Raw genomic sequence first — 25,322 nt, forward strand, 5'->3', positions numbered from 1 at the left:
TTCCCTTCGAAGGACTGACGGGGGAGGGACGGTGGAGAGGTGGGGCTATCGGGGGGCGGGCGCGTGCATCCACCAGGCGGCGGTGGAGCCCGGCAGCGTCCCCGCGGGGCAGTCGCCGCTCGCCAGCAGCGGCACTCCCGGTACGGGCGCGGCCACCGGCTCGGTACCGAAGTTCACGGCGCAGACCAGCCCGTCGCCGCGGACGAAGGAGAGCACCTGCGGCGGTGAATCCAGCCAGCGCAGCGTGCCTTCGCCGAGCTGCGGAAGGCTGCGGCGCAGCTGCAGCCCGTCGCGGTACAGGTGCCAGAACGACCGGGTGTCGGCCAGCGCCCGGTCCGTGGCGTGCTCGGCGAACCAGTCGGGCTGCGGCAGCCAGGGCCGCGCGGCGCCGGTACCGGAGGTGAAGCCGAACGGGGAGGCGTGCCCGGACCAGGGCAGCGGCACCCGGCAGCCGTCGCGGATGTGCTCCCGGCTGCCCGTACGGTGGTAGATCGGGTCGGTGAGGACCTCGTCCGGCAGGTCGACGACCTCCGGCAGGCCCAGCTCCTCGCCCTGGTAGACGTACGCGGCGCCGGGCAGCGCCAGCATCAGCAGGGCGCCGGCGCGGGCCCGCGCCGGGCCCAGCCCGCCCGCGGACTCCACCGGCCCGGCGCTTCCCGGGGCGGTCGCGTACCGGGTGACGGTCCGGACCTGGTCGTGGTTGTTGAGCACCCAGGTGACGGTGGAGCCGGTGCCGGCGATGTCGGTCAGCGCCTCGGAGATGACCCGGCGGAAGGTGCCGGCGTCCCAGTGCGCGGTCAGCAGGTGGAAGAAGAACGCCTGGTGCAGCTCGTCGGGCCGCACGTACGCGGCCTGTTCGCCCGGCGTCCGTACGGAGACCTCGCCGACCAGCAGCCGGTCGTGGCCGTCGCGGGCGGTGTACTCCTCGCACACCGCGCGCCAGTCGCGCCACACCTGGTGGACCTCGGGCTGGTTCCAGGCCAGGGGGTTGACCGAGTCGCGGGTCCGCTCGTCGGCCGCGGGGTCGGGGGAGTCGGGCAGCTCGGGGTGCTTGAACAGCCCGGCGGCCACGTCGATGCGGAAGCCGTCGACACCGCGGTCCAGCCAGAAGCGCAGCACTTGGTCGAAGTCGGCGGCCACGGCGGGGTTGCGCCAGTTCAGGTCGGGCTGCTCGGGCGTGAACATGTGCAGGTACCACTGGCCCCCGGCGCCCGACTCCTCCTCGACCCGGGACCAGGCCGGGCCGCCGAACATGGCCCGCCAGTTGTTGGGCGGCAGCTCCCCAGCGGTCCCGCGGCCGTCCGCGAAGTGGAACAGCGACCGTGCCGCGCTCCCCGGACCGTCCTCCAACGCGGCGCGGAACCACGGGTGCTCGCTGGAGCAGTGGTTGGGGACGATGTCCAGGAGCACCTTGAGGCCCAGCCGGTGGGCGTCGGCCACCAGGCCGTCGAATTCGGCGAGGTCGCCGTAGACGGGGTCCACCTCGCGGTAGTCGGCGACGTCGTAGCCGTGGTCGTGCTGCGGCGAGGGGTAGAAGGGGCTGAGCCAGATGCCGTCCACGCCGAGCTTCTTGAGGTACGGCAGGCCCGTGCGGACGCCGGCCAGGTCGCCGATGCCGTCGCCGGTGCTGTCGAGGAAGCTGCGGACGTAGACCTGGTAGATCACCGCATCGCGCCACCAGCGCTGTGCCGTGTCCGGGGACGGGGCCTCGGCGGCGCCCTGCGGGAGTGCGGGGGAGGCCGGGCCGGGGAGGGGGAGAGAGGGCGCGGAGTCGGCCGGGGAGCCGTTCCCTGCCGTGGCTATGAGCATCTGCCGTGATCCCGTTCTTGCAGGAGCATGCATGCCGTGCGGCTGCGTTCGCTGTTATGCATGCATGTTAAGTAGGGATGTCTTTTGAGTGTCAACGAAACTGTCGAAACTCGCTGCGAGATGCCCGGATTTAGGGGGAATGTGCCCGCAGTCTGTAATTAACAAGTAAGTAGAAGAGAGGGAGGGGAGGGAGCGTCGAGCGTCAGCCGCGGCCGACGATGGCCCGCAGTTCCCGCGACAGCCGTGCGACGGTGGCGTCCGTGCTCCGGTCGTGCACCAGCGCGTCGTGCACGACCGCCTGCACCGCCAGACTCACCTGGTCGTAGTGCGGGCTCTTCAGGCGCGGCTTGGCCGCCAGGACGCCCCGCTTGAGCGTCGGGAGGTAGGGGAAGCGGCGCACCAGCCCGGGATCCGTGTACAGACCGGCCCACACCGGAGGCAGCGCGCCCTCGGTGAGCACCCGGCGCTGGACCGGCTCGCTCGTCAGATACGAGATCAGCTCGGCGGCCGTCTTCTGGTGCCGTGACTGCGCGTTGACCGCGAGGTTGGACCCGCCCAGCGCGTTGGAGCCCGGCCCGTCGGGGCCCGGCAGCGGCACCGCGCCGAACTTCCCCGCCACCTTCGACGACGGGGCGCCTGCCAGCGCGTACGCATACGGCCAGTTCCGCAGGAACAGCAGCCGGCCGTCCTGGAACGCCTTGCGGGACTCCTCTTCCTTGTACGTCAGCGCCCGCCGCGGGATCCAGCCCTCGCGCACCCCGTCGAGCAGGAACGACAGTCCGCGACGGGCCGCGGGGGAGTCCACCGTCACGCGCGAGCCCTCGCCCGCGAGCACCGAACCGCCCGCCGACTGCACGGCCTCGCCGACATTGGCGGTCAGCCCCTCGTACGGCAGGAACTGGCCCGCGTAACCGTCCATCCCGTACTTCGGCGCGACAGTCTTCGCCAGGTGCGCCAACTCGCCCCAGGTGCGCGGCGGCCGCGCACCTTCCCGGGCGAGCACATCCTTGCGGTAGTACAGCAGCCCCGCGTTGGTCACATAAGGGACCGCGTAGAGCCGCCCCCGGAAGGTGGCGGTGTCCACCACGGGAGGCAGGAAGTGCTTCAGTGGGAACCGCGCGCCGTCCACGGGCCTGATCCAGCCCGCGGCCGCGAACTCCGACGTCCACGCCACGTCGATGTTGAGCACGTCGAAGCGGTCACTGCGGGCGCGCAGCTCGGTGACCAGTTGCGCCCGCACCTCGTCGGCCGCGTCCGGCAGCTCCACCAGCGTGACCTTCTCGCGCGGATGCCGGTCGTTCCAGCCGGCGAGGACACCCCGCAGGTAGCCCGTGAGGTCGCCGCCCGTCACCAGGGTGACGGGACCCCGGCCGTCCGCGCCGCCGGCCGGCTCCCCGGCCTGCGCACCGGCATGGCCCGTGAACAGCAGCGAGCAGACCAGCAGAGCCCGTCCCGCGGCACGCTTCCACCGCATGGGCTCCTCCTCGTACCAGGCGCCGAAAAGGACACAGGACCGACAGCCCGCCCCATGTATACCTGTTAGCCATGCGGGATACTAGATGCCGCAGGAAGATACGACGGCGACCCGGCTCACAGCCGGAGGAGTTCAGATGACCGTCAACTAGGGCGGGGAGGGAGAGGGAGAGCGTGCGGCTGCCACTCCTCGCACTGTTGGTCAGCGGCCCCGCGCACGGCTACGAACTCAAACAGGCCCTTGAGAACCTCCTGGGCGCGGCATACCCTCAGCCGAACGTCGGCCAGATCTACGTCACCCTGGGCAGGCTGGAGAAGGCGGGCCTGATCGCGGGGGAGGACGTCGAGCAGTCGGACCGCCCGAACAAACGCATCTACCGGATCACCGCGGCGGGACGCGAAACGGTGGACGCGTGGTTCGAGGAGTCCACCGCCGAACCACGGGTACGGGACGAATTCTTCATGAAGCTCGCCCTGGCCCCCCACACCGGGACCGCGGACCAGATCGCCCTGATCAACAAGCAGCGCCGCCACTACCTCAACACCATGCGCGACCTGTCCAGACTCGCGGCGGCCGAGGACCGGGACAACCGGGTCGCGCAGTTGCTGATCGAGGGCGCGATGCTGCACCTGCAGGCGGATCTCGACTGGCTGGAGCGCTGTCAGGAGGAGTTGGAATGAACCGGGACGAGCCGTCCGGCCCGATAGTCCGGGCAGCCGGCCTGGTCAAGACCCACCGGCCGGAGGGCGCCGCGCCCGTCCCCGCGGTACGGGGCGTCGATCTGTGCATCGAGCGCGGCGAGTTCGTCGCCGTCACCGGGCCCTCTGGAGCCGGTAAATCCACCCTGCTGCACCTCCTCGGCGGCCTCGACCGGCCCGACAGCGGTGCGCTCTGGTTCGACGGCCGCCGCGTCGACGCCTACCGCGAGGCACGCTGGGCGGAGCTGCGCCGCGACCACATCGGCATCGTCTTCCAGTTCTTCAACCTGGTCTCCAACCTCAGCGTCGCCGACAACGTCGAACTCCCCGCCCTGCTGGCCGGCCGGTCCCCCCGGCAGGCCCGCACCGACCGGGCCGGACTCCTCGACGAACTCGGCCTGACCGGCAAGGAGAACTGCACCCCCGGCGAGCTGTCCGGAGGCGAACAGCAGCGCGTCGCGCTGGCCCGCGCCCTGGTCAACGCGCCCAGCCTGCTCCTCGCCGACGAACCCGCCGGCAGCCTGGACAGCAAGGGCACCCGGGAGGTGCTGCGGCTGCTCGCCCGCTTCCACGGCCGCGGCCAGACGATCCTGCTGGTCACCCATGACGCCCGGATGGCCAGCGCCGCGGACCGCGTGATCAGCTTCTACGACGGCCAGGTGGCCGACGACGCGCACCTCGGCGGCAGCCGGAACCGCCCCCCGGCCGGTGTGGCCGACGTCCTCAAGCTCCAGGGCTGACCCGTGCGAGCAGCGGCACGCTGGACCCAGGCGCACCTGCGAGCACACCGGCCCGCCGCCGTGCTCCTCGTGCTGGCCACCGCCGGAATCACCATCACCCTGCTGCTGGCCACCGCGTTCTTCGCGTACGCCACCGACCCCTGGCAGCGCGTCTTCACCCAGTCCTCCGGCGCCCACGTCTGGATCCACACCCGGGCCGGCACCGACGCCGGGTCGCTCGCCGGACTCGACGAGGTACGCGCCACCGCCGGCCCCTTCCGCACGGTCCGCGCCACCGCCGGCCTCCAGCCCGGCGGGGCCAGGGCGACCCTGGAACTGCGGGGGACGGCGCAGCGCCCCACCACCGCCGCTCCCCAGATCGTCGCGGGCCGCTGGCTCGACGCGGACACCGACGCGGGCGCCACCCCCGGCATCGTGCTGGACAGCTCGGTGGCCCGTGCCATGTGGGCCAAGCCCGGCGACTCCCTGGTACTCAGCGGCATCGCGGCCCATCTGCGCGTCGTCGGCGTCGCGGACACCGCCGAGGCCGGCTTCCGCGCGGGCGAGTCCCCGGGCGCGGCCTGGGTGCTCCCCGCGACCCTCGCCGCCTCCGACGCGGGCGGCGACCAGCGCGGCCGCACCATAGGACTCCAGCTCACCGACCCCGCCGACACCGACTACGTCGTCCAGCGGGCGGTCACCCGGCTCGGCGCCGACCAGATCACCGATGTCTCCACCTGGCGGCAGGCCAAGGCCGCGGCCGAGGGGGACAACCAGCTCCTCGGGCGGCTGCTCGGCCTCTTCGGGCTCGGCGCGCTGCTCGCCGCGGCCCTGGCGGTGGGCGGCGCCATCAGCACCCGGGTACGCGCCCACCTGCGGGACATCTCGATCCTCAAGGCCATCGGGTTCACGCCCGGCCAGGTGGTCCGCATGTTCCTCACCCTCCACCTGGGCTTCGCGCTGGGCGGCGTCGGCCTCGGGGCGCTGCTCACCGAGGGGCTCGGCACGCTGGTCCCCGGCCGTATCGGCGACGCGATGGCCCTGTGGCGGCAGCTTCCCGAGCACGCCTGGCTGCCCTGGGCGATCTCCGGCGGGGTGGTGGCCTTCATCGGCTCGGCGACCTGTCTGGCCGCGTGGCGCGCGGGGCGGGTACCGCCGGTGCCCGTCGCCCGCGCCGTCACGGCCACCGGCGGCCGGGCGACGGGCCTCACCCGGCGGGCGCTCGGCCTCCGGATCCCGCCGGCCCTGGTCCTCGGCTGGCGCGGCGCCTTCCACCACCCGCTGCGCGCCTCGGCGGCCGTGGCGCGGCTGGCGGTTCCGCTGCTGCTCATCACCATCGCACTGGGCACCTGGACCACCCTGGACCGCTTCACCTCGCACCCCGAGACGGTCGGCCTGCCCGCGGCGCTCACCGCGCGCTCCGACACCCTCGGCGACCGGGAGCTGCACCAACTCCTCACCTCCGGGCCCGGGGTGACCGCCTACCCAGGCGCCGAAGTACAGGCCCTCGTACCGGGGCAGACCGGGACGATCACCCTGCGCGGGCTCGGCACGGAGAAACACCCCTACCCCTTCACCGTCGTGGAGGGGCGCGCCGCCCACGGCCCCGACGAAGCGATCGCCGGACAGGGCCTGCTGGACCTCCTGGACGCCCGCGTCGGCGACTGGGTCCGGATGACCGTCGCCGGCGACCCGCACGTCCTCCACCTCGTCGGCCGCACCATCGAAACCGCCGACGGCGGCCGGGTCGTCTCCACGAGCCTGGACACCCTGCGCGACGGCGGCACCGCCGGCGCCACGTCCGCCGGGTCCCCGCCGCCCCGCCCGGACTTCTACCACCTGGTCCTGTCGCACGGCGCCGACCCCGGCGTGGTCCGCGACGCCCTGACCAAGGCGTCGGCCGGCCGTCTCGAAGTGCGCGAGATCCCCAACCCGGCGGACCAGCTGACCGCGGTCCGCGCCGTCGCCCTCGGCCTGATCGCGGTGCTGATCCTCATCGGGCTGGCGGAACTCGCGACCACGATCGGCGCCGGCGTGCGCGACCGCGGCCGCGACCTGCTCGCCCTCAGGGCCGTCGGCCTCACACCCCGCCAGATCACCGCCGTCATCGTCTCGGCCACCGCCTTCGTCACGCTGGCCGCCGCGCTGGCCGGCACGGCCCTGGGCCTGCTCGTCTCCGAGTGGCTGATCAACCTCCAGGGCCGCACCAGCGGCTGGGGGACCGGCATCGCCCAGGACCCCGCCCCGGCGGTCCTGCTGCTGGTCGTCGCCGTCGCGGTGACCGTCGCCGCGACCGCCTCGCTCCTCCCCGCCGCCCGCGCGGCACGCCGCCGCCTCGCGGACTCGGCAGGCGCGGTGCTCTAGGCCGTCCCGGTCCGAGGGCCGCGTCCGAGAACCCCGGACGCGGCCCTCCTCTCAGGCGCCGACGTAGGCCGCGAGGTGTTGGCCGGTCAGAGTGGAGCGGTCGGTGACGAGGTCGGCGGGGGTGCCCTGGAACACGACCTGGCCGCCGTCGTGGCCGGCGCCGGGACCCAGGTCGATGATCCAGTCGGCGTGTGCCATCACCGCCTGGTGGTGCTCGACGACGATGACCGACTTGCCGGAGTCGACGAGCCGGTCGAGCAGGCCGAGCAACTGCTCGACGTCGGCGAGGTGCAGGCCGGCGGTCGGCTCGTCGAGGAGGTAGACGCCGCCCTTGTCCGCCATATGGGTGGCCAGCTTGAGCCGCTGCCGCTCCCCGCCGGACAGTGTGGTGAGCGGCTGGCCGAGGCTGAGGTAGCCGAGCCCGACGTCGGCGAGCCGGTCCAGGATGCGGTGCGCCGCCGGGGTACGCGCCTCGCCGGAGCCGAAGAACTCCTGGGCCTCGGTCACCGACATCGCGAGCACCTCGCTGATGTCGCGGCCGCCGAGGCGGTGGTCCAGCACCGCGGCCTGGAACCGCTTGCCCTCGCAGTCCTCGCAGGGGGTGGCGACGCCGGCCATCATCGCCAGGTCGGTGTAGACGACGCCGACGCCGTTGCAGGTGGGGCAGGCGCCCTCGGAGTTGGCGCTGAACAGCGCCGGCTTCACGCCGTTGGCCTTCGCGAACGCCTTGCGGATCGGGTCGAGCAGCCCGGTGTAGGTCGCCGGGTTGCTCCGGCGCGAGCCGCGGATCGGCTCCTGGCCGACCGACACCACACCGCCGTCGGCGGCCGCCCCCGCCTGCCCGGGCAGCGACCCGTGCACGAGCGAGCTCTTGCCGGACCCGGCGACACCGGTGACGACGGTGAGCACCCCGAGCGGGATGTCGACATCGACGTCGCGCAGGTTGTGCGTGGTCGCGCCGCGGATCTCCAGGGCGCCGGTGGGCTTGCGCACCGACTCCTTGAGCGCGGCCCGGTCGTCGAAGTGACGGCCGGTGACGGTGCCGCCGGCCCGCAGTCCCTCGACGGTGCCCTCGAAGCAGACGGTGCCGCCGGCCGCACCGGCTCCCGGGCCGAGGTCGACGACATGGTCGGCGATCGCGATCGTCTCCGGCTTGTGCTCCACCACGAGCACTGTGTTGCCCTTGTCCCGCAGTCGCAGCAGCAGGTCGTTCATCCGCTGGATGTCATGGGGGTGCAGGCCGGTGGTGGGCTCGTCGAAGACATAGGTGGTGTCGGTGAGCGAGGAGCCGAGGTGGCGGATCATCTTGACGCGCTGCGCCTCGCCGCCCGACAGCGTGCCCGAGGGCCGGTCCAGCGAGAGGTAGCCCAGCCCGATCTCCACGAACGAGTCGAGGGTGTGCCGCAGCGAGGCGAGCAGCGGTGCCACCGACGGCTCGTCGAGCCCGCCGACCCATGCGGCCAGGTCGCTGATCTGCATCGCGCAGGCGTCGGCGATGCTGATCCCCTTGATCTTCGACGACCGGGCGCCCTCGCTCAGCCGGGTGCCGTCGCACTCGGGGCAGGTGGTGAAGGTGACCGCCCGCTCCACGAACGCGCGGATGTGCGGCTGCAGCGCCTCCTTGTCCTTCGACAGGAACGACTTCTGGATCTTGGGGATCAGGCCCTCGTAGGTGAGGTTGACGCCTTCGACCTTCACCTTGGTGGGCTCCCGGTGGAGAAAGTCCTGCATCTCCTTCTCGGTGAACTCGCGGATCGGCTTGTCCGGGTCGAGGAGGCCCGACTCGGCGTAGACCCGCACGGTCCAGAAGCTGTCGGACTTCCAGCCGGGGATGGTGAACGCGCCCTCGGCGATCGACTTGGAGTCGTCGTAGAGCTGGGTGAGGTCGATGTCGGAGACGGTGCCGCGGCCTTCGCAGCGGGTGCACATGCCGCCGGTGCGGGAGAAGGTCGCCTTCACCGCCTTCTTGGCGCCGCGCTCGACGGTGATCGCACCGCTCGCCCGGACCGAGGGGACATTGAACGCGTACGCGCCGGGCGGGCCGATGTGCGGTATGCCGAGCCGGCTGAAGAGGATGCGCAGCATCGCGTTGACGTCGGTGACCGTGCCGACCGTGGAGCGGGAGTCGGCGCCCATCCGCTGCTGGTCGACGATGATCGCGGTCGTCAGCCCGTCGAGTACGTCGACCTCGGGCCGGGCCAGCGTCGGCATGAACCCCTGCACGAAGGCGCTGTACGTCTCGTTGATCAGCCGCTGCGACTCGGCGGCGATCGTGTGGAACACCAGCGAGCTCTTGCCCGAGCCGGAGACGCCGGTGAACACCGTCAGCCGCCGCTTCGGCAGCTCGATGCTGACGTCCTTGAGATTGTTCTCGCGCGCGCCGTGCACGCGGATCAGATCGTGGCGGTCCGCGGCGTGTGGCTCGCCCGCCTGCGCGTTCGTCCCCGTGGGCATGCTCATCGTGTCTCCATCTGTGAGGCGGGTCCGCCGTCGCGGTGTCCGCCGGCGTCACCCGCTCGATCCAATCAGCTTCGATGGAGTACGTCCCGCTTTCCGCCGCCGCGGTCCGTGGAACCTACGGGTCCGCCGCCGCGCGCAGCTCCGGCCGGGGCGTCGGGCCGGCCGGCCGCGGCCGGGCATCGGCCCTCGGCGGCGCGGCGCGGGCGGTGGTTCACCGGTCCTGGAGCAGCCCGAGGACGTTGCCGTCCGGGTCGGTGACGGTGGCCACCAGACGGCCGCCGCCGACCTCGTGCGCGGGCTCCTTCACGGTCGCGCCCGCGGCGGTGACCTCGGCCAGCTTCGCCTCGATGTCCGGTACGTGCCAGTAGGCCACCGGTGCGGTCATGCCCTGCGGCCCGCCGCCCGGCACCAGCCCGATGTGCTGGCCGGCGACCTCGAAACCGACGTAGTAGGACTCGTCGGCCTGCGGCGGTACGCCGAGCAGCGCGGTGTACACCGCTTTGGCCGCCGCCAGGTCGGTCACCGGGTGCAGCACGGTCTTGATGCCCTGGGGGGAAGAGCCGGTCATGGTCACTCCTGAGGTCGTCGGGGGGTGAGGCCCATGACCGTCACGCTAACCGCGGCGTGCGCGGCGCGCGCCTCGATCGCCCGCCGGTCCGCCGCCGGCACCGGCCGGGAAGCGGGCTGCTGGCGAGTGCCGCCGACGCCGCCGCGGCGCAGCAGTGTCCCGTGCGCCCGATGCGCCGTGTCCTGTGCTGCGCCGCGGCGGCCCGGCCGGTCACCTGCGCGACCGTGCCTCCAACGGGGGCGGTACTAGCCGGCCGTGCCGAAGTCCTGCGTCCAGTAGTCGCCGGGCTGCGCGAGGCCGACGCCGATCTCCTTGAAGGAGCAGTCGAGGATGTTCCGCTTGTGGCCGGGGCTGGACATCCAGCCCTTCATGACCTCGTCGGGCGTGGAGTAGCCGTAGGCCACGTTCTCGCCGTAGGAGTTCCAGTGGTAGCCGGCACGCGTGATCCGGTCGCCCGGGGAGGAGCCGTCGGAGCCCGTGTGCGACATGTTCTTGTGGCCGGCCATGTCCTTGCTGTGGTCCTGGGCGGCCTTGGTCAGCTTCGCATTCACCTTGAGCGGGGAGCACCCGGCCTTGTCGCGCTCCTTGTTGACGAGTTCCACCACCTTGGCCGTGTCGCCGGACGCCGCGGTGGTTTTCGAGGCGGTGGTGGTCTTCGAAGCGCCGGCGGCAGCGCTGGGCTTTTCAGCGGCGCCCGAGCTCGGCTCGTGGGCCCACTTGGTTTTCGCCTGCCGGTGGTCGTAGGACGCATTCTGCCAAGGGCCGTGATGCCGGCCGGCCTCGTTCCCGTGCCCCAGACAGGCCATGGCGGCGGAGGGAATACCCACGGCTCCTACGGCCAGGGCGGCGACGGTTATCTGCCGGTAGCGCCGCGTCCTGCGATGTTTCGTCATGCGTGACCTCACTCGGTAATTGCGGAGCGTCCCTGGCGCGGCTGGCTCTGTGCAATTCCCGCGCCTGAGCTGCGGAGACGCCTTGCGGCTCGTCATTCTTGGCACCGCCGTGCAGGTGAGGCAACAAACTCGGCTACTACCGCGCTTCGTAGTGATGACCGACCCTTGTCATGGGTGCGGGGGCATGCTGGTCCGCCTCCCCGATCTTCGGGAATTCCTGTTGTCCCGTCAGAATCCTTTAGGGGTTCGTCGCCCGGGTAATCGCGCCGAGCGGACCGAATGGCTTTGAATGGCGAGCGAGATATGCATAGACCAAGACGGACAAATCTCTTATGTCGCCGAGGCGTCACCTACTAAGCGGCTTAGTTGATACCGGAATGCGCTATGACGCATGTCACGGAATCGCTTTGTCCGTACGGGGAACCGCGCCGGGCGGGCCCGCGTCCACCAGGGCATCCGAAGATCATGAACGCTCACGGGGACCGGACTCATGACGCGAACGGCTACGCGCTTCCTCTACCTCGCCCGGCACGGCGAGGCTTCACCGGACGAGACCGAGCTGACCGACCGCGGCCGCCGTCAGGCCGTCCTGCTCGGCGAGCGGCTCCGGGGCACGCCCGTCTCGGTGTGCCATCACGGCCCGCTGCCGCGCGCGGAGCAGACCGCCCGGCTGATCTGCGCCCAGCTCGACGACGTTCCCCGGCAGGTGTCGGACGTGGCCGGGGACTACGTCCCCTACCTGCCGCAGCGGGCGGAACTGCCTCCGGAGTGCGCGGACGACATGCTCCGCCGCCTGGCCCAGTTCCCGGCGGCGGAACGGGAACACGGACCGGGGCTGGCTCGGCAGGCACTCGACCACTTCACCGGCCCCGTCCCCGGTGACGAGCCCCGCCACCAACTCGTCGTCACCCACAACTTCCTCATCGGCTGGCTGGTCCGCGCCGCCCTCGACGCGCCCGCATGGCGCTGGATGGGCCTCGCGCACGCCAACGCCGCGCTGACCGTCATCCGCTATGCGCCCGGCCGCCCCGCGTCCCTGGTCTTCTTCAACGACATGGGCCATCTCCCCGCGGAGCTGCGCTGGACCGGCTTCCCGCCCGACGCCCACCCCTGAGGGCGGCGCCTTCCCGCGTCCGCCGGGCATCGCGACGTACATTGCGCTTGGGTCCGCGTCGACCTCCCCCACGAGATCGGACATGTGCCATGAACTGCTACGACTGCGCGACGAGCGACGCATCCGCCGCCGCGGTGGCGATCTGCCGGAACTGCGGTGCGGCGCTCTGCGACCGGCACGCCTGGGCCGCCCCGCAGACCGTGGTGCGCGTCCAGGGCGTGGGGCAGAGCACCATGCCGGAGCCGGCACGCCGCATCGTGTGCACGGTCTGCCGCGGGGCGACGCAGCCGGTCTGATGCCCGGCGCCGGGGGAGTGCCGGTGGACCGGGTCCAGCGGGCGGGAATCCGGCCGGGAACGGGGGTACCGGCCCGCCCGCGGTGGCATGATGCGGTCGATGACGACCTTCGTGCTGATACCGGGTGCGGCCTGCGACGCGTGGCACTGGCATCTCCTGGAGAGGGAGCTGCGCGCCCGGGGCCGCGATGTGGTGAGCGTGGATCTGCCCTGCGGTGACGACGCGGCAGGTCTGGACGAGTACGCGGACACGGTGGCCGAGGCGGTCGCGGGCCGTGGGCGGCTGGTGCTCGTGGCGCACTCGTTCGCCGGCTTCACCGCGCCGCTGGTCTGCGAGCGGGTGCCGGTGGACCTGCTGGTGCTGGTGGCCGCGATGGTGCCCCTGCCGGGTGAGGAGCCGCGGGAGTGGTGGCGGGCGACGGGCCACCCGGACTCCCGGGTCAGGCGGGCCGCACGGGACGCACAGCGGGCCGGCGCGGGCCCGGCCGCGGAGGACGTACCCGAGTCCGCCGTGCCCGGCTCCGCCGCGGATCCGTTCTTCCAGGACCTGCCGCCGGAGCTGGCGGCCGAGGCGGCGGGCCGCTGGCGGCGGCAGTCCGGGACCCCGGCCGCACGGCCCTGGCCGATGGCGGCCTGGCCCGAGGTGCCGACCCGGTTCCTGCTGTGCCGTCAGGACCGCCTCTTCCCCGCACCGTTCCTGCGCTCCGTGGTGGCCGAGCGCCTGGGGATGGCGCCCGACGAGATGCCGGGCGGGCACTTCCCGATGCTGTCCCGCCCGGCCGAGCTGGCCGGCCGGCTGGAGGGCTACAGCCGGCCGGCCGCGAGGTGAGGACGACCTCGTACACGGGCCCGCACGCACCGGCCCGCACCAGCTCGTCCGCACGAACCGGCCCGTTCAAGTCGGCTTGTGAAAGCCGGTTTCACAGGCCGGTCCGTTTCACCGCACTCTCGCTCCGCGCTCGCCCGCTCGACCGGCCGGGCGCCTCAACGCTCCTTCACGGCCCGCGTTTCCAACTGGGGAAGGTGGGCCAGGGCGGTGATCACCGGCACCGGGAGGTACGTGGGCCACTTGGGCCGGGTGGCCAGGTAGGCGAAGTATCCGAGGGAGCGGCTGGCCTGCACCTCGTCAGACGTCTCCGCCTGGTACACCAGCCGGCAGCGGCCCGATGCGCTCCTGGCGCGCTGCCACAGCGCCGGCGCGGGCTTCCGCTCCGCCTCGGTCCGCGGGGTGAAGATCCGGTCGCCGAAGTCCGACCAGGCGAACGGCGTGCTGTCCGCCCAGTCCTTGTTGATCACCCGCTTCATCTCCGCCGCCCGCTCCTCGTCGGTGGAGCCCCAGGACGACGGCACGTTGGTGATCAGTCCGACGGGGATGTGGCGGGCACGCAGCGCGCGCAGATACCGGGCGGCTCCCGGCATGTAATGGATGCTCTTGTCCTCGGCCGTGTGCACCAGCGTTTCGCCGAGGTCGAAGTACACCACGGCGCACCCGCCGCCCCGGCCTCCTTCCGAGGTGGTGCGCGGTACGCCTTCGGCGGCTCCCGCGGTCGGCACGCTTAACGCTGCCGCACCGCCCAGGGCGAGCAGGGTGCGCCAGGTGGCTCTGCGCGCGGATGTCTTCTTCATGGAGATGCCTTTCCCGTAGGGGGGCATCCGATCGTACGCGCCATGTGCACGTCATCGGTGGGTTCGGTGCGGTCCGGCCAATGGATCTCGGCCGTCCTCGCGACCATGACGGTGGCGGACGGCAGCGCGGCGTCAGCGAGCCGACAGTGCGGACGGAGAGGCTCGTTCCCGCTCGTCCGCACCACCGACGACCGCGCCGGCCGCACGCCGACGGCGCCCGACCGGTTGCCGTCGAATCGCGGCGACGCCGTGGCGAACGCCCACGGACGGGGCGGACGGGTGTACCACAGCAGTGACCGGTACACGTACCACCAGATCGGGAGCACGATGTCGCCCTCCACCTCGCCCCGCCGCGCACGCCACCTCGCCGCCGTCGTGCTGGCGGCCGCCTGTGCCGTCGCGCTCTGCGCATGCGACAAGAACATGGCCGACCACGCGAGGGGCCCGTCGCCCGCGGCCTCGTCCGACACCGGCTCCGGCTCGGCCTCCGGCGGGACGGGCGGCAACGGCCGGCCCACCGCGGCGCAGAGTGCCGCCTCAGCGGCCGGCTCGGCCGGCCGCTGCCGGGCCGCGTCGATGCGGATGAGCCTGGGCCGGCCCGACCAGGGGGCCGGCAACATCCGCTATGCGCTGGTCTTCACCAACAGCGGCAAGCAGTCCTGCACCCTGCGGGGCTACCCGGGCGTCTCGCTCCTGGCCAGGGACGGCCAGCCGGTCGGAAGGCCGGCGGGCCGTGAGGGCGGCGCGGGCAGGGCCGTCACCCTCGCGCCAGGTGCCAGTGCCCACGCGGTGCTGCACACCGTCAACGAGGGGATGAAGGGCTCCGGCTGCTGGAAGGGCGCGGACCTGGTGCAGGCATACCCGCCGGGCTCCAAGGAGTCGATGACCACGCGTGGCTCCGGCCTGCGGGTGTGCGGCAACGAGTTCACGGTCAGCACGCTGTCACCCGCCGCCGGGTAGCTGCCGGCCCCCTTCCCTCGACGGCCAACCCTCCTCGTATCTCACGAGGGTTGGCCGTCGTGGTCTTCCCGCCCGTGGTGTGGCGACGGGCCCGCTGGGCAGACGCGCCATGCGGCACGGAGTACGCCGACCCTTGTCCCGATCCCCCACGTCGATCCATAAGGGCACCATGACCACTTCCCGTAAGTTCCCCCCGATGCTGGCCGTAGCGGTGTTCCTCGCGCTGGCGCTCTCGGGCCTGCAGCCCCACGACCGGACCACCTGGGTCATGGAGACCTGCTGGGTGATGGTCGGCCTGCCGCTGCTGGTCGTGGTGTGGCGGCGGTTTCCGCTCAGCCCGCTCCTATGCTGCCTGCTCGCCGTACACGCGCTGGTCCTGATCGTCGGCGGCCACTACACCTACTCCGAGGTCCCCTTGGGCCACTGGCTGCAGGACGCCCTGGACCTCTCGCGCAACCCCTACGACCGGATCGGGCACCTGATGCAGGGCTTTGCGCCCGCCATCCTGGTCCGCGAACTCCTGGTCCGCACCTCCCCGCTGCGCGGCAGCGCCTGGCTGGCCCCGCTGACGGTGTGCGCCTGCCTGGCCTTCAGCGCGTTCTTCGAGATGATCGAGTGGTGGAGCGCACTGGCCGGCGGGTCGGCGGCCGACGCGTTCCTCGCCACCCAGGGGGATCCGTGGGACACCCAGTGGGACATGGCCTGCGCGCTCCTCGGGGCGATCGTCTCGCTGCTGCTCCTCAGCCGCGTCCACGACCGTCAGCTCGCGCGCTACGGCACCGTCGTGGAGGAGCAGCGGAGCACGGAACGGCAGGCCGTCTGACCGTGCTCCGGGCGGGCTTCGTCACCGTGGCGGCGACGCGGACGGCCGCCGCTCGCTGACGTGCCCTCAGGTCCGGGCGGAGAAGGGGCACTCCCAGTCCGCCGGCTTGCGCCGGCCCGAGTAGCGCCGGGCCTCGGAGAGCTGCTCGTACTCCACGAGGTTGGGGTTGATGTTGCCCTGCAGCTCGATGTCCTGCTTGCGGATCTTCTCCTGCAGGCGGTCCCACAGGCCCGCGGCCTTTATTCGGTCGAACTGGGCGTGGGAGTTGAAGGCGAGCATCGGGAAGGGCGGACGGCGGCCGATGCGGCTGTGTGTCTCGTGCAGTCCGATCACGAAGAAGGGGTGCCCGGCGACGCTGTACGCGAAGGCGCCGGACGCCGGATCGCGGTCGTAGCCCTCGGCCCAGGGGTGCGTGAGGCTGTCGTAGTCGTGCACGGCCTGCAGCTGCTGCCACAGCAGCGTCTCGAACTCGACCTCCGAGACGTTCAGCGGGCCCGAGAAGGTGGCCACGAAGCTGGTGAAGGGCTTGGCGGCCCAGTCCACCGCCTCCACGTACGTCTGAAGATCGGCCGCCATCAGCCGGGCCGCCTCGTCATCACCGAACCACGTGTAATGGCGATGGGTGATGCCACCCTGTCGCCATGCCGAACGGCCGGCCAAGCAGGGGAAGGCATCGCCGAGCAGGAAGCGACCGACGTCGGCGGCGGCGTCAACTTCGGTGGCGGCGGAGGCGTCAACCGTCATGTTCGTGACCTTCGGTGAGTGGGGCAATACCCCTGGTGGGGGCCCTGCAGTGGTGGGACCCTGGCAGTCAAGATCGGGCGGGGCCGGTTCGTCAAGACTCGGCCGTGTCACCCCCTTCCGACTGCCCTCACCGACGGCTCAAGCGCCGCTTTCGCTGCGTTATGTCCGAATCTGGCCGTGGCGTCGCCGCGGCGTCGGACAGCTCGCTCTCACTGCAGGGCTTCTTGTCGATCTTCATCGTCTCAGACGATCTGCCGTCTGAGCGCCGGGGTGGGTCCCGGCGGCGCCACGCCCCGCGCCGCCCGGCCCCTTCTGCGGCGAGCGACCGCTCGCCCGCGCGGCCCCGGTCAGGCTCGGGCGGGCGCGGCCTCCTCGGCGGCCTCCGCGGCGTCGGCCGCGCGCTCCTTGGTGCCCTCCTGGGCAGCGCCCGGGAGGGAGTAGAAGACGCTCCTGCCCTGCTTGCTGCGGTGCGCCAGGCCCTTGGCGACGAGCGAGGTCTCCAGGGTGTTGCGCACGGCGGTCTCCGGTGCCGTGTGGTCCGGATGCTCCTGTGACAGCAGCTTCGTCAGCTCGGTCACCGTGCGCGGCTGCTGGTCGAGGAGGGCGAGCACGCGGTCGGCGCGGGTGGCGTTGCGCTGGCGGGCCTTGCCCCGGGCCGGCGTGGCCTTCCGCGCCTTCTTCGCGCTCCCCGCGGGCTTGGCCGGGGCCTTCTTTGCCGGCTTGCCCTTCGGCGCGGCGGGCTTCGCGCGCCGCGCCGCGGGCACGGTCGCCGGCTTCGCCGCCGTGGTGCCGGTCTCCGGGGGCTGCGGCGCGACGGCCCTCTTCTGGGGGCCCGTTTCGAGGTGCTGCTGGAGGTCCTCCAGCTTCGCCCGGAGCTTCTGCAGTTCGTCGATCTCCTTCGCGATGCTCTTCAGCTTGGCAGCCACCTGCACGGCGAATTCCGAGTCTGACATGAAAAAGCCTGCTCTCTCTTGCCTGATCGATCTGCGGTTGGCTGGATGTTACTCATCTCGCCCCGCAATTAACCCGGTACCGCTCTCTTTCATCGCCGCGCACGGCGCTCCGGCGGTCGGCTCCACGGCCGAACATTCCCACCGTCATGGGGTGTTCGGATGCTGCCCAACCCTTCTGTCGCAGCCAAGAAAAGGGACTTGAATGAGCCATACGAGCCGTGAATACGCTCCCACGCACGGTCAACGCGGGTACGGAACTCCGTCCGGTTGTCACTCCTTTGAGTCCTTCCGTCGGTGGCGCGGTTCGCCGGCGTCTCGTGCGGAAATGTGAGGTTGTTCGGTGGGGGCGGGCCGGTGCGCATGACGGCCTGTCACCCCATCCCGATCCGCCGCTCGGTGATCCCCGAAGGCGGGCGTGGCGGACATCCCCGGACACCTCCCACCCTATGCGTCACTTCGGTGACTTGAGTAGGCAACCTTTTCGTGGTGCGACTCCTCCTACATAAGGCGCAGGTGTGCTCATGTACGCATATCTGCGTGCACACTCCCGCACGCCATGAGTCATGCACGGCCTGAACATGGCGAACGTCAATCTGTGCCGCCCAGGCGGCACTTGGGACACGAGAGGTCTGCTGAATGAACATTCGCCGCACGCTGACGGCCGCCGCAGCGGCTGCCGTGATAGCGCCTGCCGCCGTACTGGCCGGTCCCACCGCCGCGTTCGCGACGGAGGCGGTGCCCAAGGCCGGCCCCCGCACGCCCGCCTCTCCCGGCTCCGCCGATGCCGCGACTCCGGCGGAGCGGTTAGCGGGGACCACCGGCGCGGGTGGTGCCACCGGCAGGGGCAAGGACGCCGGTGATTCCGATGGCGCGGGTCAGTCCTGTGCGTTCGAGTCCGACCAGTTGCAAGCGGCCGTCCACGGGCTGCCGCGCCGGCTGGTCGCGGGCGGTGCCTGGACCCCCTTCTCCATGACGCTCACCAACACCACCGGCAAGCCCCTGGAGGAGGTCCAGCCCTTCCTGCTGGTGTCCTCCGCCGAAGATGTCGACCGGCCGTACTGGGAGCTGGAGACCGAGTACCGCGACGCCAGGACGGGGCGGTGGAAGACCTTCCACGACGCGGCGCCCGAAGACCTGTTCGGCTTCTTCGCCATCGGTCCGCGCAGCACCCTCACGCTCCAACTGCGCACCCGCGCGGTCAAGGACGCCAAGCCCGGCGCCGGGTACGCGCTCGCCGCCGGCGACTACCGCAACCGCGACGGCTCCTGCGGTTCGGCCAAGGAAGCCTGGTACGACGTCACCCTCCTCCCCGCGGGCACGAAGCCGACGCAGCCCCCGGCCGACAAGCCGGGAGGCACGGCCGAGCCCGGTAAGGGCGCCGCGTCCGGTGGCGGTACGGGTGGTTCCGGCTCCACCGGTGGCCTCAGCCCGCAGGGCGGCGCCGAGCTCGCCGCGACCGGCTCCTCGTCCGCGACCCCGGCGGTCGCGCTCGCCGGCGGAGCCGCGATGGCGGTCGGCGCGGGCGCGGTCATCGGCGTCCGCCGCCGGAAGGGCGCGGCCGGTCCGGGCGCCGCGGACCTCCCCGCGTAAACCCGCCGGTCCTCCCAGAACCCGTTCTCCCAGAACCCGTTCTCCATGAACCTGTCGACCCAAGGACCCACGGCCTCGGAACCCCATGACATGGGCAACACGGCTCAAAGGGTCCGACGACCCAGGAAAGAGATCTTCATGAAGCTGCGCCGCGCCCTGTCGGCCACGGCCGCGACGGCCGCCCTGCTCCCCGTGGTGATGACCGCCGCCCCCGCCGCCCAGGCGGCCCCCGCCGCGGAACTCCCGAAGTGCTCCGACCTCGACACCGGGGAGCAGCACCACACCTTGGTGGGCCGCTCGTTCGGCATACCCAAGTCGATCACCCTCGGCACGCACTGGACGACCTACACCGCCACGCTCACCAACGCCTCGGCGAAGGAGCTGAAGTCGTTCGTACTCAGCGCCAAGCTGGGCAGTTATGTCTACAACGAGGGCGAGCGCGACCTGAGCCCGTACGGCGACCTGCAGTACTGGGACACCTCGCAGCGCGCCTGGAAGACGCTGCGCCAGGCCGACGGAAAGGCCGGCGGCATCCTTCCCGGTCCGAAGACGCTGAAGCCCCGTGAGTCCGTCCACGCGCAGCTGCGGTTCAGGGTGAGCAAGGACCTGCCCCTGGACCACGCGTACGACGCGTTCACCGGCCTCACCGGCAGCTTCACCGACCGCTACCGCGACACGGACTGCACGGCCGGCGTCGACGAGGTCGGCGGCTTCTACCCCCGCAAGGGCTGACGCCCACGGGGCTGCCGCCGTCGCGGCCCGACGGCGGCAGCCCCCGCCCCCGGACAGGTGCCTCGGCGAGACCCCCGGATGGCCCAGCATCACATGCCGCCCACCGCCACCGGCTGTAGGACGGAACCCGTACGACACAAGCGGCAGGACACCATCCACGGGTGCGGCGACGGGAGGAGGGCCGGCGGTGAACGTCGTCGTCGATCTCAATCGATGTCAGGGCTATGCGCAGTGTGCCTTCCTCGCTCCCCGCGTGTTCACCCTGCACGGCGAGGAGGCCCTGCTGTACACCCCGGCCGTCCCGGAGGAGCAGCAGGACGCCGTGCTCCGGGCCGCCGCGGCGTGCCCGGTGCAGGCGATTCTCGTGGGCGAGGAGGCGGGCGCCGATGCGGGGTGAACCGCGCGACGGCCGCATCGTCGTCGTCGGTGCGTCGCTCGCGGGGCTGCGGGCCGCCGAGACGCTGCGCGACGAAGGGTTCGCCGGCTCGCTGACGCTCATCGGGGAGGAACCGCATCCCCCGTACGACAGACCGCCGTTGTCCAAGCAGGTGCTGCTCGGAAAGGCACCGGCCGACCGGACGGGGCTGCCGCGGCGGCGCCCCGTGGACGCCGAGTGGAGACTCGGGGTGCGCGCCACGGGGCTCGATCCGGTCGGGAAGGAGGTGCTCCTCGCCGACGGCGGGAAGGTCCCCTTCGACCGGCTGCTGATCGCCACCGGCACCCGCGCCCGGCCCTGGCCGAAGCCGGCCGAGGCCGCCCTGGACGGGGTGTTCACCCTGCGCACCAGCGAGGACGCCGGCCGGCTTGCGGAGCGCCTCGACGCCGGGCCGGGCCGGGTCCTGGTCATCGGCGCCGGCTTCACCGGCTCGGAGATCGCTTCCGCCTGCCGGGAGCGGGGCCTCGCGGTGACCGTCGCGGAGCGGGGCCCGGCGCCCCTGGTCGGTGCGCTCGGCGGCACGCTGGGGGCCCTCGCCGCGAAACTGCAGCGCGCGCACGGCGTCGATCTGCGCTGCGGGGTGACGGTCACCGCGCTGGAGGGCGACGGCCGGCTCACCGGCGCGCAGTTCTCCGACGGCACCCGCATCGACGCCGATGTCGCCGTGGTGGCCCTCGGCGCCGTCCGCAACACCGAGTGGCTGGCCGAGTCCGGACTCGCCGCCGGCCCGCGGGGAGTGACCTGTGACGCGGGCTGCCGCGCCTTCGACATGTACGGGATCGTCACCGACGACATCTTCGCCGCCGGCGACGTGGCCCGGTTCCCGCACCCGCTCTTCGAGTACCAGCTGCTTTCCCTGGAGCACTGGGGCAACGCGGTCGCCCAGGCCGAGGTCGCGGCCCACAACATGGTCAATCCGGGACCGCGCCGGCGCCCGCATCTGACGGTTCCGGCGTTCTGGTCCGGCCAGTTCGGCCTCAACATCAAGTCGGTCGGCGTCCCCACCTTCTCCGACCAGGTCGTCATCGCGCAGGGGTCGCTCAAGGACGCCCGGCTGGTGGCCGTCTACGGATACCGGGGGCGGGTCACGGCGGCGGTGAGCGTGAACCAGGCCAAGGCACTGGAGTACTACCAGCGGCTGATCGAGACGGCGGCGCCGTTTCCCCCCGCCCAGGGGGCCGCCGACCAGATCGAGTCCCCGGAGCCCGTCCCCTCCGACGTACCGGATCCGAAGATGCTGTCGCACGGTCCGACCGTCGCGCTCACCGGCCATCTGCCGGACCGGCGCCTGACCCTGGTGCAACCGGCCCGCTGAGACCGCCACTCCATAGCGATGAGGAGCCCCCGCGCATGGCTGCGGACACCCTGTTCCACCGGATCACCGACTACGCCCACCGCGCCGACCCCTACCCCCTCTACGCCGAACTCCGCGAGGAAGGGGTGGTGCGGCAGGAGGACGGCAGCTACCTGGTCGGGACCTATCACGAGATCGAGGCCCTGCTGCACGATCCGCGCATCAGCTCGGACCGCCGCAAGCGCACCGTCCCGGACGAGACCGCCCTCGCCGAACAGGGGCTCCCGCCGGCCTTCATCGGACTCGACGACCCCGAACACCACCGGCTGCGAAGCCTGACGATGCGCTCCTTCGGTCCGCCCCACACGCCGGACCGGATCTCCGGCATGCACGACGAGATCACCCGCATCGTCAAGGACCTCCTCGGCACCTTCCCCGGCAAGGAACGCCTCGACGTCGTCGACGACTTCGCCTACCCGCTGCCCGTCACGGTGATCTGCCGTCTCCTGGGCGTGCCGATCGAGGACGAACCACGCTTCCGTGCCTGGTCGGACGACATCGTCGCGGGCATCGACCCCACCCCGGGGGAGGACCCCGAAGCGCGCCCGCGAGCCGCCGTCGAGGCCCGGAAGGAGATGGGCCTGTACCTCGGGGAACTCGCCGAGAAGCGCCGGGCCCACCCGTCGGACGACATGCTCTCCGCGTTCGTCGGCGACGGCTCCGGCGGGCAGCTGACGCCGCTCGAAATCATGACCACGTCCGTGCTGCTGCTCATCGCCGGCCACGAGACCACCGTCAACCTGATCACCAACGGGGTCCTCACCCTGCTGCGCCACCCCGAAGAGCTGGCACGCCTGCGCAGCGACCCCGCCCTGATGCCCAGGGCGGTGGAGGAGCTGCTGCGCTACGAGCCGCCCGTCCACATGCTCCCGCAGCGCACGCCGTTGGCCGACATCGAGGTCGCGGGCGTCACCGTCCCCAAGGGCGCGCCCCTCATCCTGATGCTCGCGTCCGGCAACCGCGACCCCCGCAGGTTCCGCGACCCCGACCGCTTCGACCCGGCCCGCGAGGACAACCAGCACCTCGGCTTCGGCAGCGGCATCCACAGCTGTTTCGGCGCTCCCCTCGCCCGCCTGGAGGCGCAGATCGCCCTCCACGGACTTCTCCAGCACCTCGACGCCCCCCGCCTGCTGGAGGACCCGCCCCCTTACCGCCGCAGTCCCGTGCTGCGCGGCCCCCGCCACCTGCTCATCGAGGACGGGCGGTCCGGCGGGCGAGAGCGGCGGTAGCGCGGGTTCTCACCGGTGCCCCGTCCGTTCGCCCCCGGCGGCCGGGCCGTCGGGAAAATGCCTGGCCCGTCGACGGAGTCGGTTGCGATCATGGGGAGTTCGTCTGCCCCGCCTGTCGTGAGGATGCCCTGATGGTGCCTGCTGTTCCCGCCGGTCCCGCGGATCCGACCGTGTTGCATCCGATGCCCGAGCAGCCGCGGGTGGTGCTGTTGAAGCCGTTGGTGACCTCGCCGCTGATCGAGGTGGGGGAGTTCACCTACTACGACGACCCGGACGATCCGACGGCGTTCGAGACCCGCAATGTGCTGTACCACTACGGGCCGGAGAAGCTGGTCATCGGGAAGTTCTGTGCGCTGGGGGAGGGGGTGCGGTTCGTGATGAACGGGGCCAACCACCGGATGGACGGGCCCTCGACGTTCCCCTTCCCGATCATGGGCGGTTCCTGGGCCGCGCACTTCGACCTGATCACCGGGCTGCCCGGCCGGGGCGACACCGTGGTGGGCAACGATGTCTGGTTCGGCTACCGGGCCATGGTGATGCCCGGTGTCCGGATCGGCCATGGCGCGGTCATCGCGTCCGGCTCCGTCGTCGTCGACGACGTTCCGGACTACGGGGTCGTCGGCGGCAACCCCGCCCGCCTGATCCGCCGTCGCTTCGACGACGCGGACATCGCCCGGCTGCTGGAAGTGGCCTGGTGGGACTGGCCGCTCGACCACCTCACCGCACACCTTCCGGCGGTCATGTCCGGCAGCGTCGACGCGTTGGAGGCGGCCCGCCCCGGGGAGCGGTGACCGCGTCGCGGGGCGGGCCGGGCGGTCCGCGGGCGTGCCCGGCCGGGTTCAGGGGGTCGGCAGGCCGGGCCCGGTGCAGTGGACGTCGGTTCGCGGGACGGTTCCGTCGAGCAGGTACGCGGCGGCCGTGCCGTCCACGCAGGCGTTGCCGCGGCTGGCGAACACGCCGTGGGAGTAGTCGTCGTGCAGGGAGACGAGCCGCGAGCCGGGCAGGCGCCGTTGCAGTGCCAGGGCGCCCCGGACGGGGGTGACGGGGTCGTGCGTGGAGGCGATGAGCAGGACGGGCGGGGCGTCGGGGCTGCCGAGCGGTGTGCGGCGTGCGGGACGGTGGTGCCAGTAGGCACACACCGAGGCTTCCACACCGGTGAGCACCGGTTGCGGGTCGAGGCGGCGTATCCGTCGGATGTCGGCGGTGACGCGGGCGGGTGCCGGTGCCGGTCCGTCGGCGCACTTGACGGTGCGGTTGGCGGCCTCGTAGGTGCGTGAGGCGGCGCCGTCGAAGGGCTCCGCCGGGCGCAGCGGGCCGGTGGTCCCGTCGCGCAGATACGTCCGCAGGCCGTCGGCGAGGCCCGTCCAGCGTTCGGCGCGGCCCAGCGCGCGGTACACGGCGCGGTCGAACTCCGCGGCACCGAAGCCGTCCACGGGATGCTTCGCGAGACCGTCCCGCACCCGCTGGTAGGCGGTACGCACCGCCGCGCCGTCGGCACCGAGCGCGAAGCGCCGGTGGTGCCCGGCGGCCCAGGCGAAGAACACGTCCCGCTGCCGGATCAGCGCCCGGCCCTGCACGAGGTCGAAGTCGTACCACGACCAGGGGCCGACGACGCTGTCCAGCACCATCCGGCCGACCCGCTGCGGGAAGAGGGCGGCATAGGCCGCGCCGAGGTAACTGCCGTACGAGACGCCGAGGAAGCCGATCCGGGGTTCGCCGAGCGCCGCGCGCAGGGCGTCCATGTCGCGGGCGGTCTCGGTCGTCGACAGGTGCGGCAGGGCGTCCGCGACGCCGCGGGCGCAGTCGTCCGCGGTCCTGCGGAGGGTGGCGAGGTGGGCCTTCTCGGCGGGCCGGCTCGCCGGGACGGGGTCCGGCGCGGGGGCGTCGAAGAGGCCGCCCATCGGGCCGCAGTCGGCGGGGGCGCTCGCGCCGGTGCCGCGGGGGTCAAAGCCGATCACGTCGTACGCCCGCCGTACGCGTTCCGGCAGTTTGGCGCGCTTGGTGACGGCATAGGGCAGGCCCGAGCCGCCGGGACCTCCGGGGTTGACCAGCAGGACGCCCCGTCGGTCGGACGCCGGTCCCGAGGCGCGGACCCGGGAGACCGCGATGTCGAGGTGCTTGCCGTCCGGGCGGTCCCGGTCCAACGGCACGCTCAGGCGGCCGCATTCGACGTGTGCGGGCGCGGGCGGGTCCGGTACGGAGTCCGGGCAGGGGCCGAAGCGGAGGGCGGCGGCCGGGGGAGTGGCGTGCACGGGGGCCGCGGGGAGCAGGGCGGCGGTGGCCGTCAGGGCGCAGAGCAGGCCGGTGCGGCGGAGGGCAGGAAGCACGGATTTCGCCTTCGGGAGTGCGGCGGAGGGGCCGCTGAGCGGATGTAGCGATGAAAATGATTATCGTTTACAGTAATGGCCGGTCAAGCCCGGCGGTCTCGTCATGCCGCGGCATCACCGTCACCCACCGCCGCCACCCGTGCGGACAACGCTT

23 protein-coding genes are annotated in these 25,322 nt (G+C 72.2%); 14 read left to right on the forward strand and 9 right to left on the reverse strand.

Annotated elements, in window-relative coordinates:
* Positions 1-45: 45 nt before the first annotated feature.
* Both K7396_RS35210 and K7396_RS35215 read right to left on the reverse strand, forming a co-directional pair.
* Positions 46-1,809, reverse strand: coding sequence for a glycoside hydrolase family 13 protein (locus tag K7396_RS35210; RefSeq protein WP_152104930.1), 1,764 nt, complete (start codon positions 1,807-1,809; stop codon positions 46-48).
* A gap of 202 nt (positions 1,810-2,011) precedes the next feature.
* Positions 2,012-3,283: an ABC transporter substrate-binding protein gene (locus K7396_RS35215; RefSeq protein WP_086718695.1), complete on the reverse strand. Its 1,272-nt coding sequence runs from the start codon at positions 3,281-3,283 to the stop codon at positions 2,012-2,014.
* Positions 3,284-3,456: 173 nt separating this feature from the next.
* Between K7396_RS35215 and K7396_RS35220 the strand changes: the two genes are divergently transcribed.
* From K7396_RS35220 to K7396_RS35230, 3 genes are read left to right on the forward strand one after another with little or no spacing between them, the layout of a single operon-like run.
* Positions 3,457-3,963, forward strand: a complete 507-nt coding sequence (locus tag K7396_RS35220) for a PadR family transcriptional regulator (protein WP_086718696.1) — start codon at positions 3,457-3,459, stop codon at positions 3,961-3,963.
* Positions 3,960-4,721, forward strand: a complete 762-nt coding sequence (locus tag K7396_RS35225; RefSeq protein WP_086718697.1) for an ABC transporter ATP-binding protein — start codon at positions 3,960-3,962, stop codon at positions 4,719-4,721. Before K7396_RS35220 ends, K7396_RS35225 begins: the two co-directional genes overlap by 4 nt.
* Before the next feature lie 3 nt (positions 4,722-4,724).
* On the forward strand, positions 4,725-7,064 hold the full coding sequence (locus tag K7396_RS35230; protein ID WP_086718698.1) for an FtsX-like permease family protein: 2,340 nt from the start codon (positions 4,725-4,727) through the stop codon (positions 7,062-7,064).
* A gap of 51 nt (positions 7,065-7,115) precedes the next feature.
* Here K7396_RS35230 and K7396_RS35235 read toward each other — a convergent pair whose 3' ends face one another.
* The 3 genes from K7396_RS35235 to K7396_RS35245 form a co-directional block, all read right to left on the reverse strand.
* Complete coding sequence (locus K7396_RS35235) at positions 7,116-9,524, reverse strand: ATP-binding cassette domain-containing protein (RefSeq protein WP_086718699.1); 2,409 nt, start codon at positions 9,522-9,524, stop codon at positions 7,116-7,118.
* Positions 9,525-9,735: 211 nt separating this feature from the next.
* Positions 9,736-10,092, reverse strand: coding sequence for a VOC family protein (locus K7396_RS35240; RefSeq protein WP_086718700.1), 357 nt, complete (start codon positions 10,090-10,092; stop codon positions 9,736-9,738).
* Positions 10,093-10,337: 245 nt separating this feature from the next.
* Positions 10,338-10,985, reverse strand: a complete 648-nt coding sequence (locus tag K7396_RS35245; RefSeq protein WP_086718701.1) for a CAP domain-containing protein — start codon at positions 10,983-10,985, stop codon at positions 10,338-10,340.
* 490 nt (positions 10,986-11,475) lie between these two features.
* Here K7396_RS35245 and K7396_RS35250 point away from each other — a divergent pair, with 490 nt between their 5' ends.
* The 3 genes from K7396_RS35250 (at position 11,476) to K7396_RS35260 (ending at position 13,223) form a co-directional block, all read left to right on the forward strand.
* Positions 11,476-12,099, forward strand: coding sequence for a histidine phosphatase family protein (locus K7396_RS35250; RefSeq protein WP_086718702.1), 624 nt, complete (start codon positions 11,476-11,478; stop codon positions 12,097-12,099).
* A gap of 89 nt (positions 12,100-12,188) precedes the next feature.
* Positions 12,189-12,395 carry a DUF2180 family protein gene (locus tag K7396_RS35255; RefSeq protein WP_086718703.1) on the forward strand — a complete coding sequence of 69 codons (207 nt, stop codon included), beginning with the start codon at positions 12,189-12,191 and terminating at the stop codon, positions 12,393-12,395.
* Positions 12,396-12,494: 99 nt separating this feature from the next.
* On the forward strand, positions 12,495-13,223 hold the full coding sequence (locus K7396_RS35260; protein ID WP_086718709.1) for an alpha/beta fold hydrolase: 729 nt from the start codon (positions 12,495-12,497) through the stop codon (positions 13,221-13,223).
* 155 nt (positions 13,224-13,378) lie between these two features.
* On the opposite strand, the gene K7396_RS35265 is transcribed toward K7396_RS35260, so the two are convergent.
* Positions 13,379-14,020, reverse strand: a complete 642-nt coding sequence (locus tag K7396_RS35265; RefSeq protein WP_223660338.1) for an HAD family hydrolase — start codon at positions 14,018-14,020, stop codon at positions 13,379-13,381.
* A 42-nt stretch (positions 14,021-14,062) separates the two neighbouring features.
* On the opposite strand from K7396_RS35265, the gene K7396_RS35270 reads away from it, so the two are divergent.
* Together K7396_RS35270 and K7396_RS35275 are read left to right on the forward strand one after the other, a co-directional pair.
* Entirely contained in the window at positions 14,063-14,980 is a 918-nt protein-coding gene (locus tag K7396_RS35270; protein ID WP_223660339.1) for a DUF4232 domain-containing protein, read from the forward strand.
* A 169-nt stretch (positions 14,981-15,149) separates the two neighbouring features.
* A complete protein-coding gene (locus K7396_RS35275) occupies positions 15,150-15,803 on the forward strand; it encodes a DUF2238 domain-containing protein (RefSeq protein ID WP_086718705.1) in 654 nt (217 codons plus the stop codon).
* 66 nt (positions 15,804-15,869) lie between these two features.
* Here the strand turns inward: K7396_RS35275 and gntA are convergent, their stop codons facing one another.
* Together gntA and K7396_RS35285 are read right to left on the reverse strand one after the other, a co-directional pair.
* Positions 15,870-16,547 (reverse strand): guanitoxin biosynthesis heme-dependent pre-guanitoxin N-hydroxylase GntA, encoded by a 678-nt coding sequence (gene gntA, locus K7396_RS35280; protein ID WP_086718706.1) that lies wholly within the window; start codon positions 16,545-16,547, stop codon positions 15,870-15,872.
* Between the two features lie 347 nt (positions 16,548-16,894).
* Positions 16,895-17,500 carry a hypothetical protein gene (locus K7396_RS35285; protein ID WP_086718707.1) on the reverse strand — a complete coding sequence of 202 codons (606 nt, stop codon included), beginning with the start codon at positions 17,498-17,500 and terminating at the stop codon, positions 16,895-16,897.
* Positions 17,501-18,136: 636 nt separating this feature from the next.
* Between K7396_RS35285 and K7396_RS35290 the strand changes: the two genes are divergently transcribed.
* The 6 genes from K7396_RS35290 (at position 18,137) to K7396_RS35315 (ending at position 23,632) form a co-directional block, all read left to right on the forward strand.
* Entirely contained in the window at positions 18,137-19,090 is a 954-nt protein-coding gene (locus K7396_RS35290) for an LPXTG cell wall anchor domain-containing protein (RefSeq protein ID WP_086718708.1), read from the forward strand.
* Between the two features lie 138 nt (positions 19,091-19,228).
* Positions 19,229-19,822 (forward strand): hypothetical protein, encoded by a 594-nt coding sequence (locus K7396_RS35295; RefSeq protein ID WP_152104929.1) that lies wholly within the window; start codon positions 19,229-19,231, stop codon positions 19,820-19,822.
* 187 nt (positions 19,823-20,009) lie between these two features.
* On the forward strand, positions 20,010-20,219 hold the full coding sequence (locus K7396_RS35300; RefSeq protein ID WP_086716248.1) for a ferredoxin: 210 nt from the start codon (positions 20,010-20,012) through the stop codon (positions 20,217-20,219).
* Positions 20,209-21,573 (forward strand): NAD(P)/FAD-dependent oxidoreductase, encoded by a 1,365-nt coding sequence (locus K7396_RS35305; protein WP_086716246.1) that lies wholly within the window; start codon positions 20,209-20,211, stop codon positions 21,571-21,573. The genes K7396_RS35300 and K7396_RS35305 overlap by 11 nt, the downstream gene beginning before the upstream one ends.
* 35 nt (positions 21,574-21,608) lie before the next feature.
* Positions 21,609-22,841 (forward strand): cytochrome P450, encoded by a 1,233-nt coding sequence (locus K7396_RS35310; RefSeq protein WP_086716245.1) that lies wholly within the window; start codon positions 21,609-21,611, stop codon positions 22,839-22,841.
* 131 nt (positions 22,842-22,972) lie between these two features.
* A complete protein-coding gene (locus K7396_RS35315; protein ID WP_086716243.1) occupies positions 22,973-23,632 on the forward strand; it encodes a CatB-related O-acetyltransferase in 660 nt (219 codons plus the stop codon).
* Positions 23,633-23,680: 48 nt separating this feature from the next.
* Here the strand turns inward: K7396_RS35315 and K7396_RS35320 are convergent, their stop codons facing one another.
* On the reverse strand, positions 23,681-25,168 hold the full coding sequence (locus K7396_RS35320; RefSeq protein WP_086716242.1) for an alpha/beta hydrolase: 1,488 nt from the start codon (positions 25,166-25,168) through the stop codon (positions 23,681-23,683).
* Positions 25,169-25,322 lie beyond the last annotated feature (154 nt).

This window comes from Streptomyces angustmyceticus (genome assembly GCF_019933235.1).
In the GTDB taxonomy this organism is placed as follows: domain Bacteria; phylum Actinomycetota; class Actinomycetes; order Streptomycetales; family Streptomycetaceae; genus Streptomyces; species Streptomyces angustmyceticus.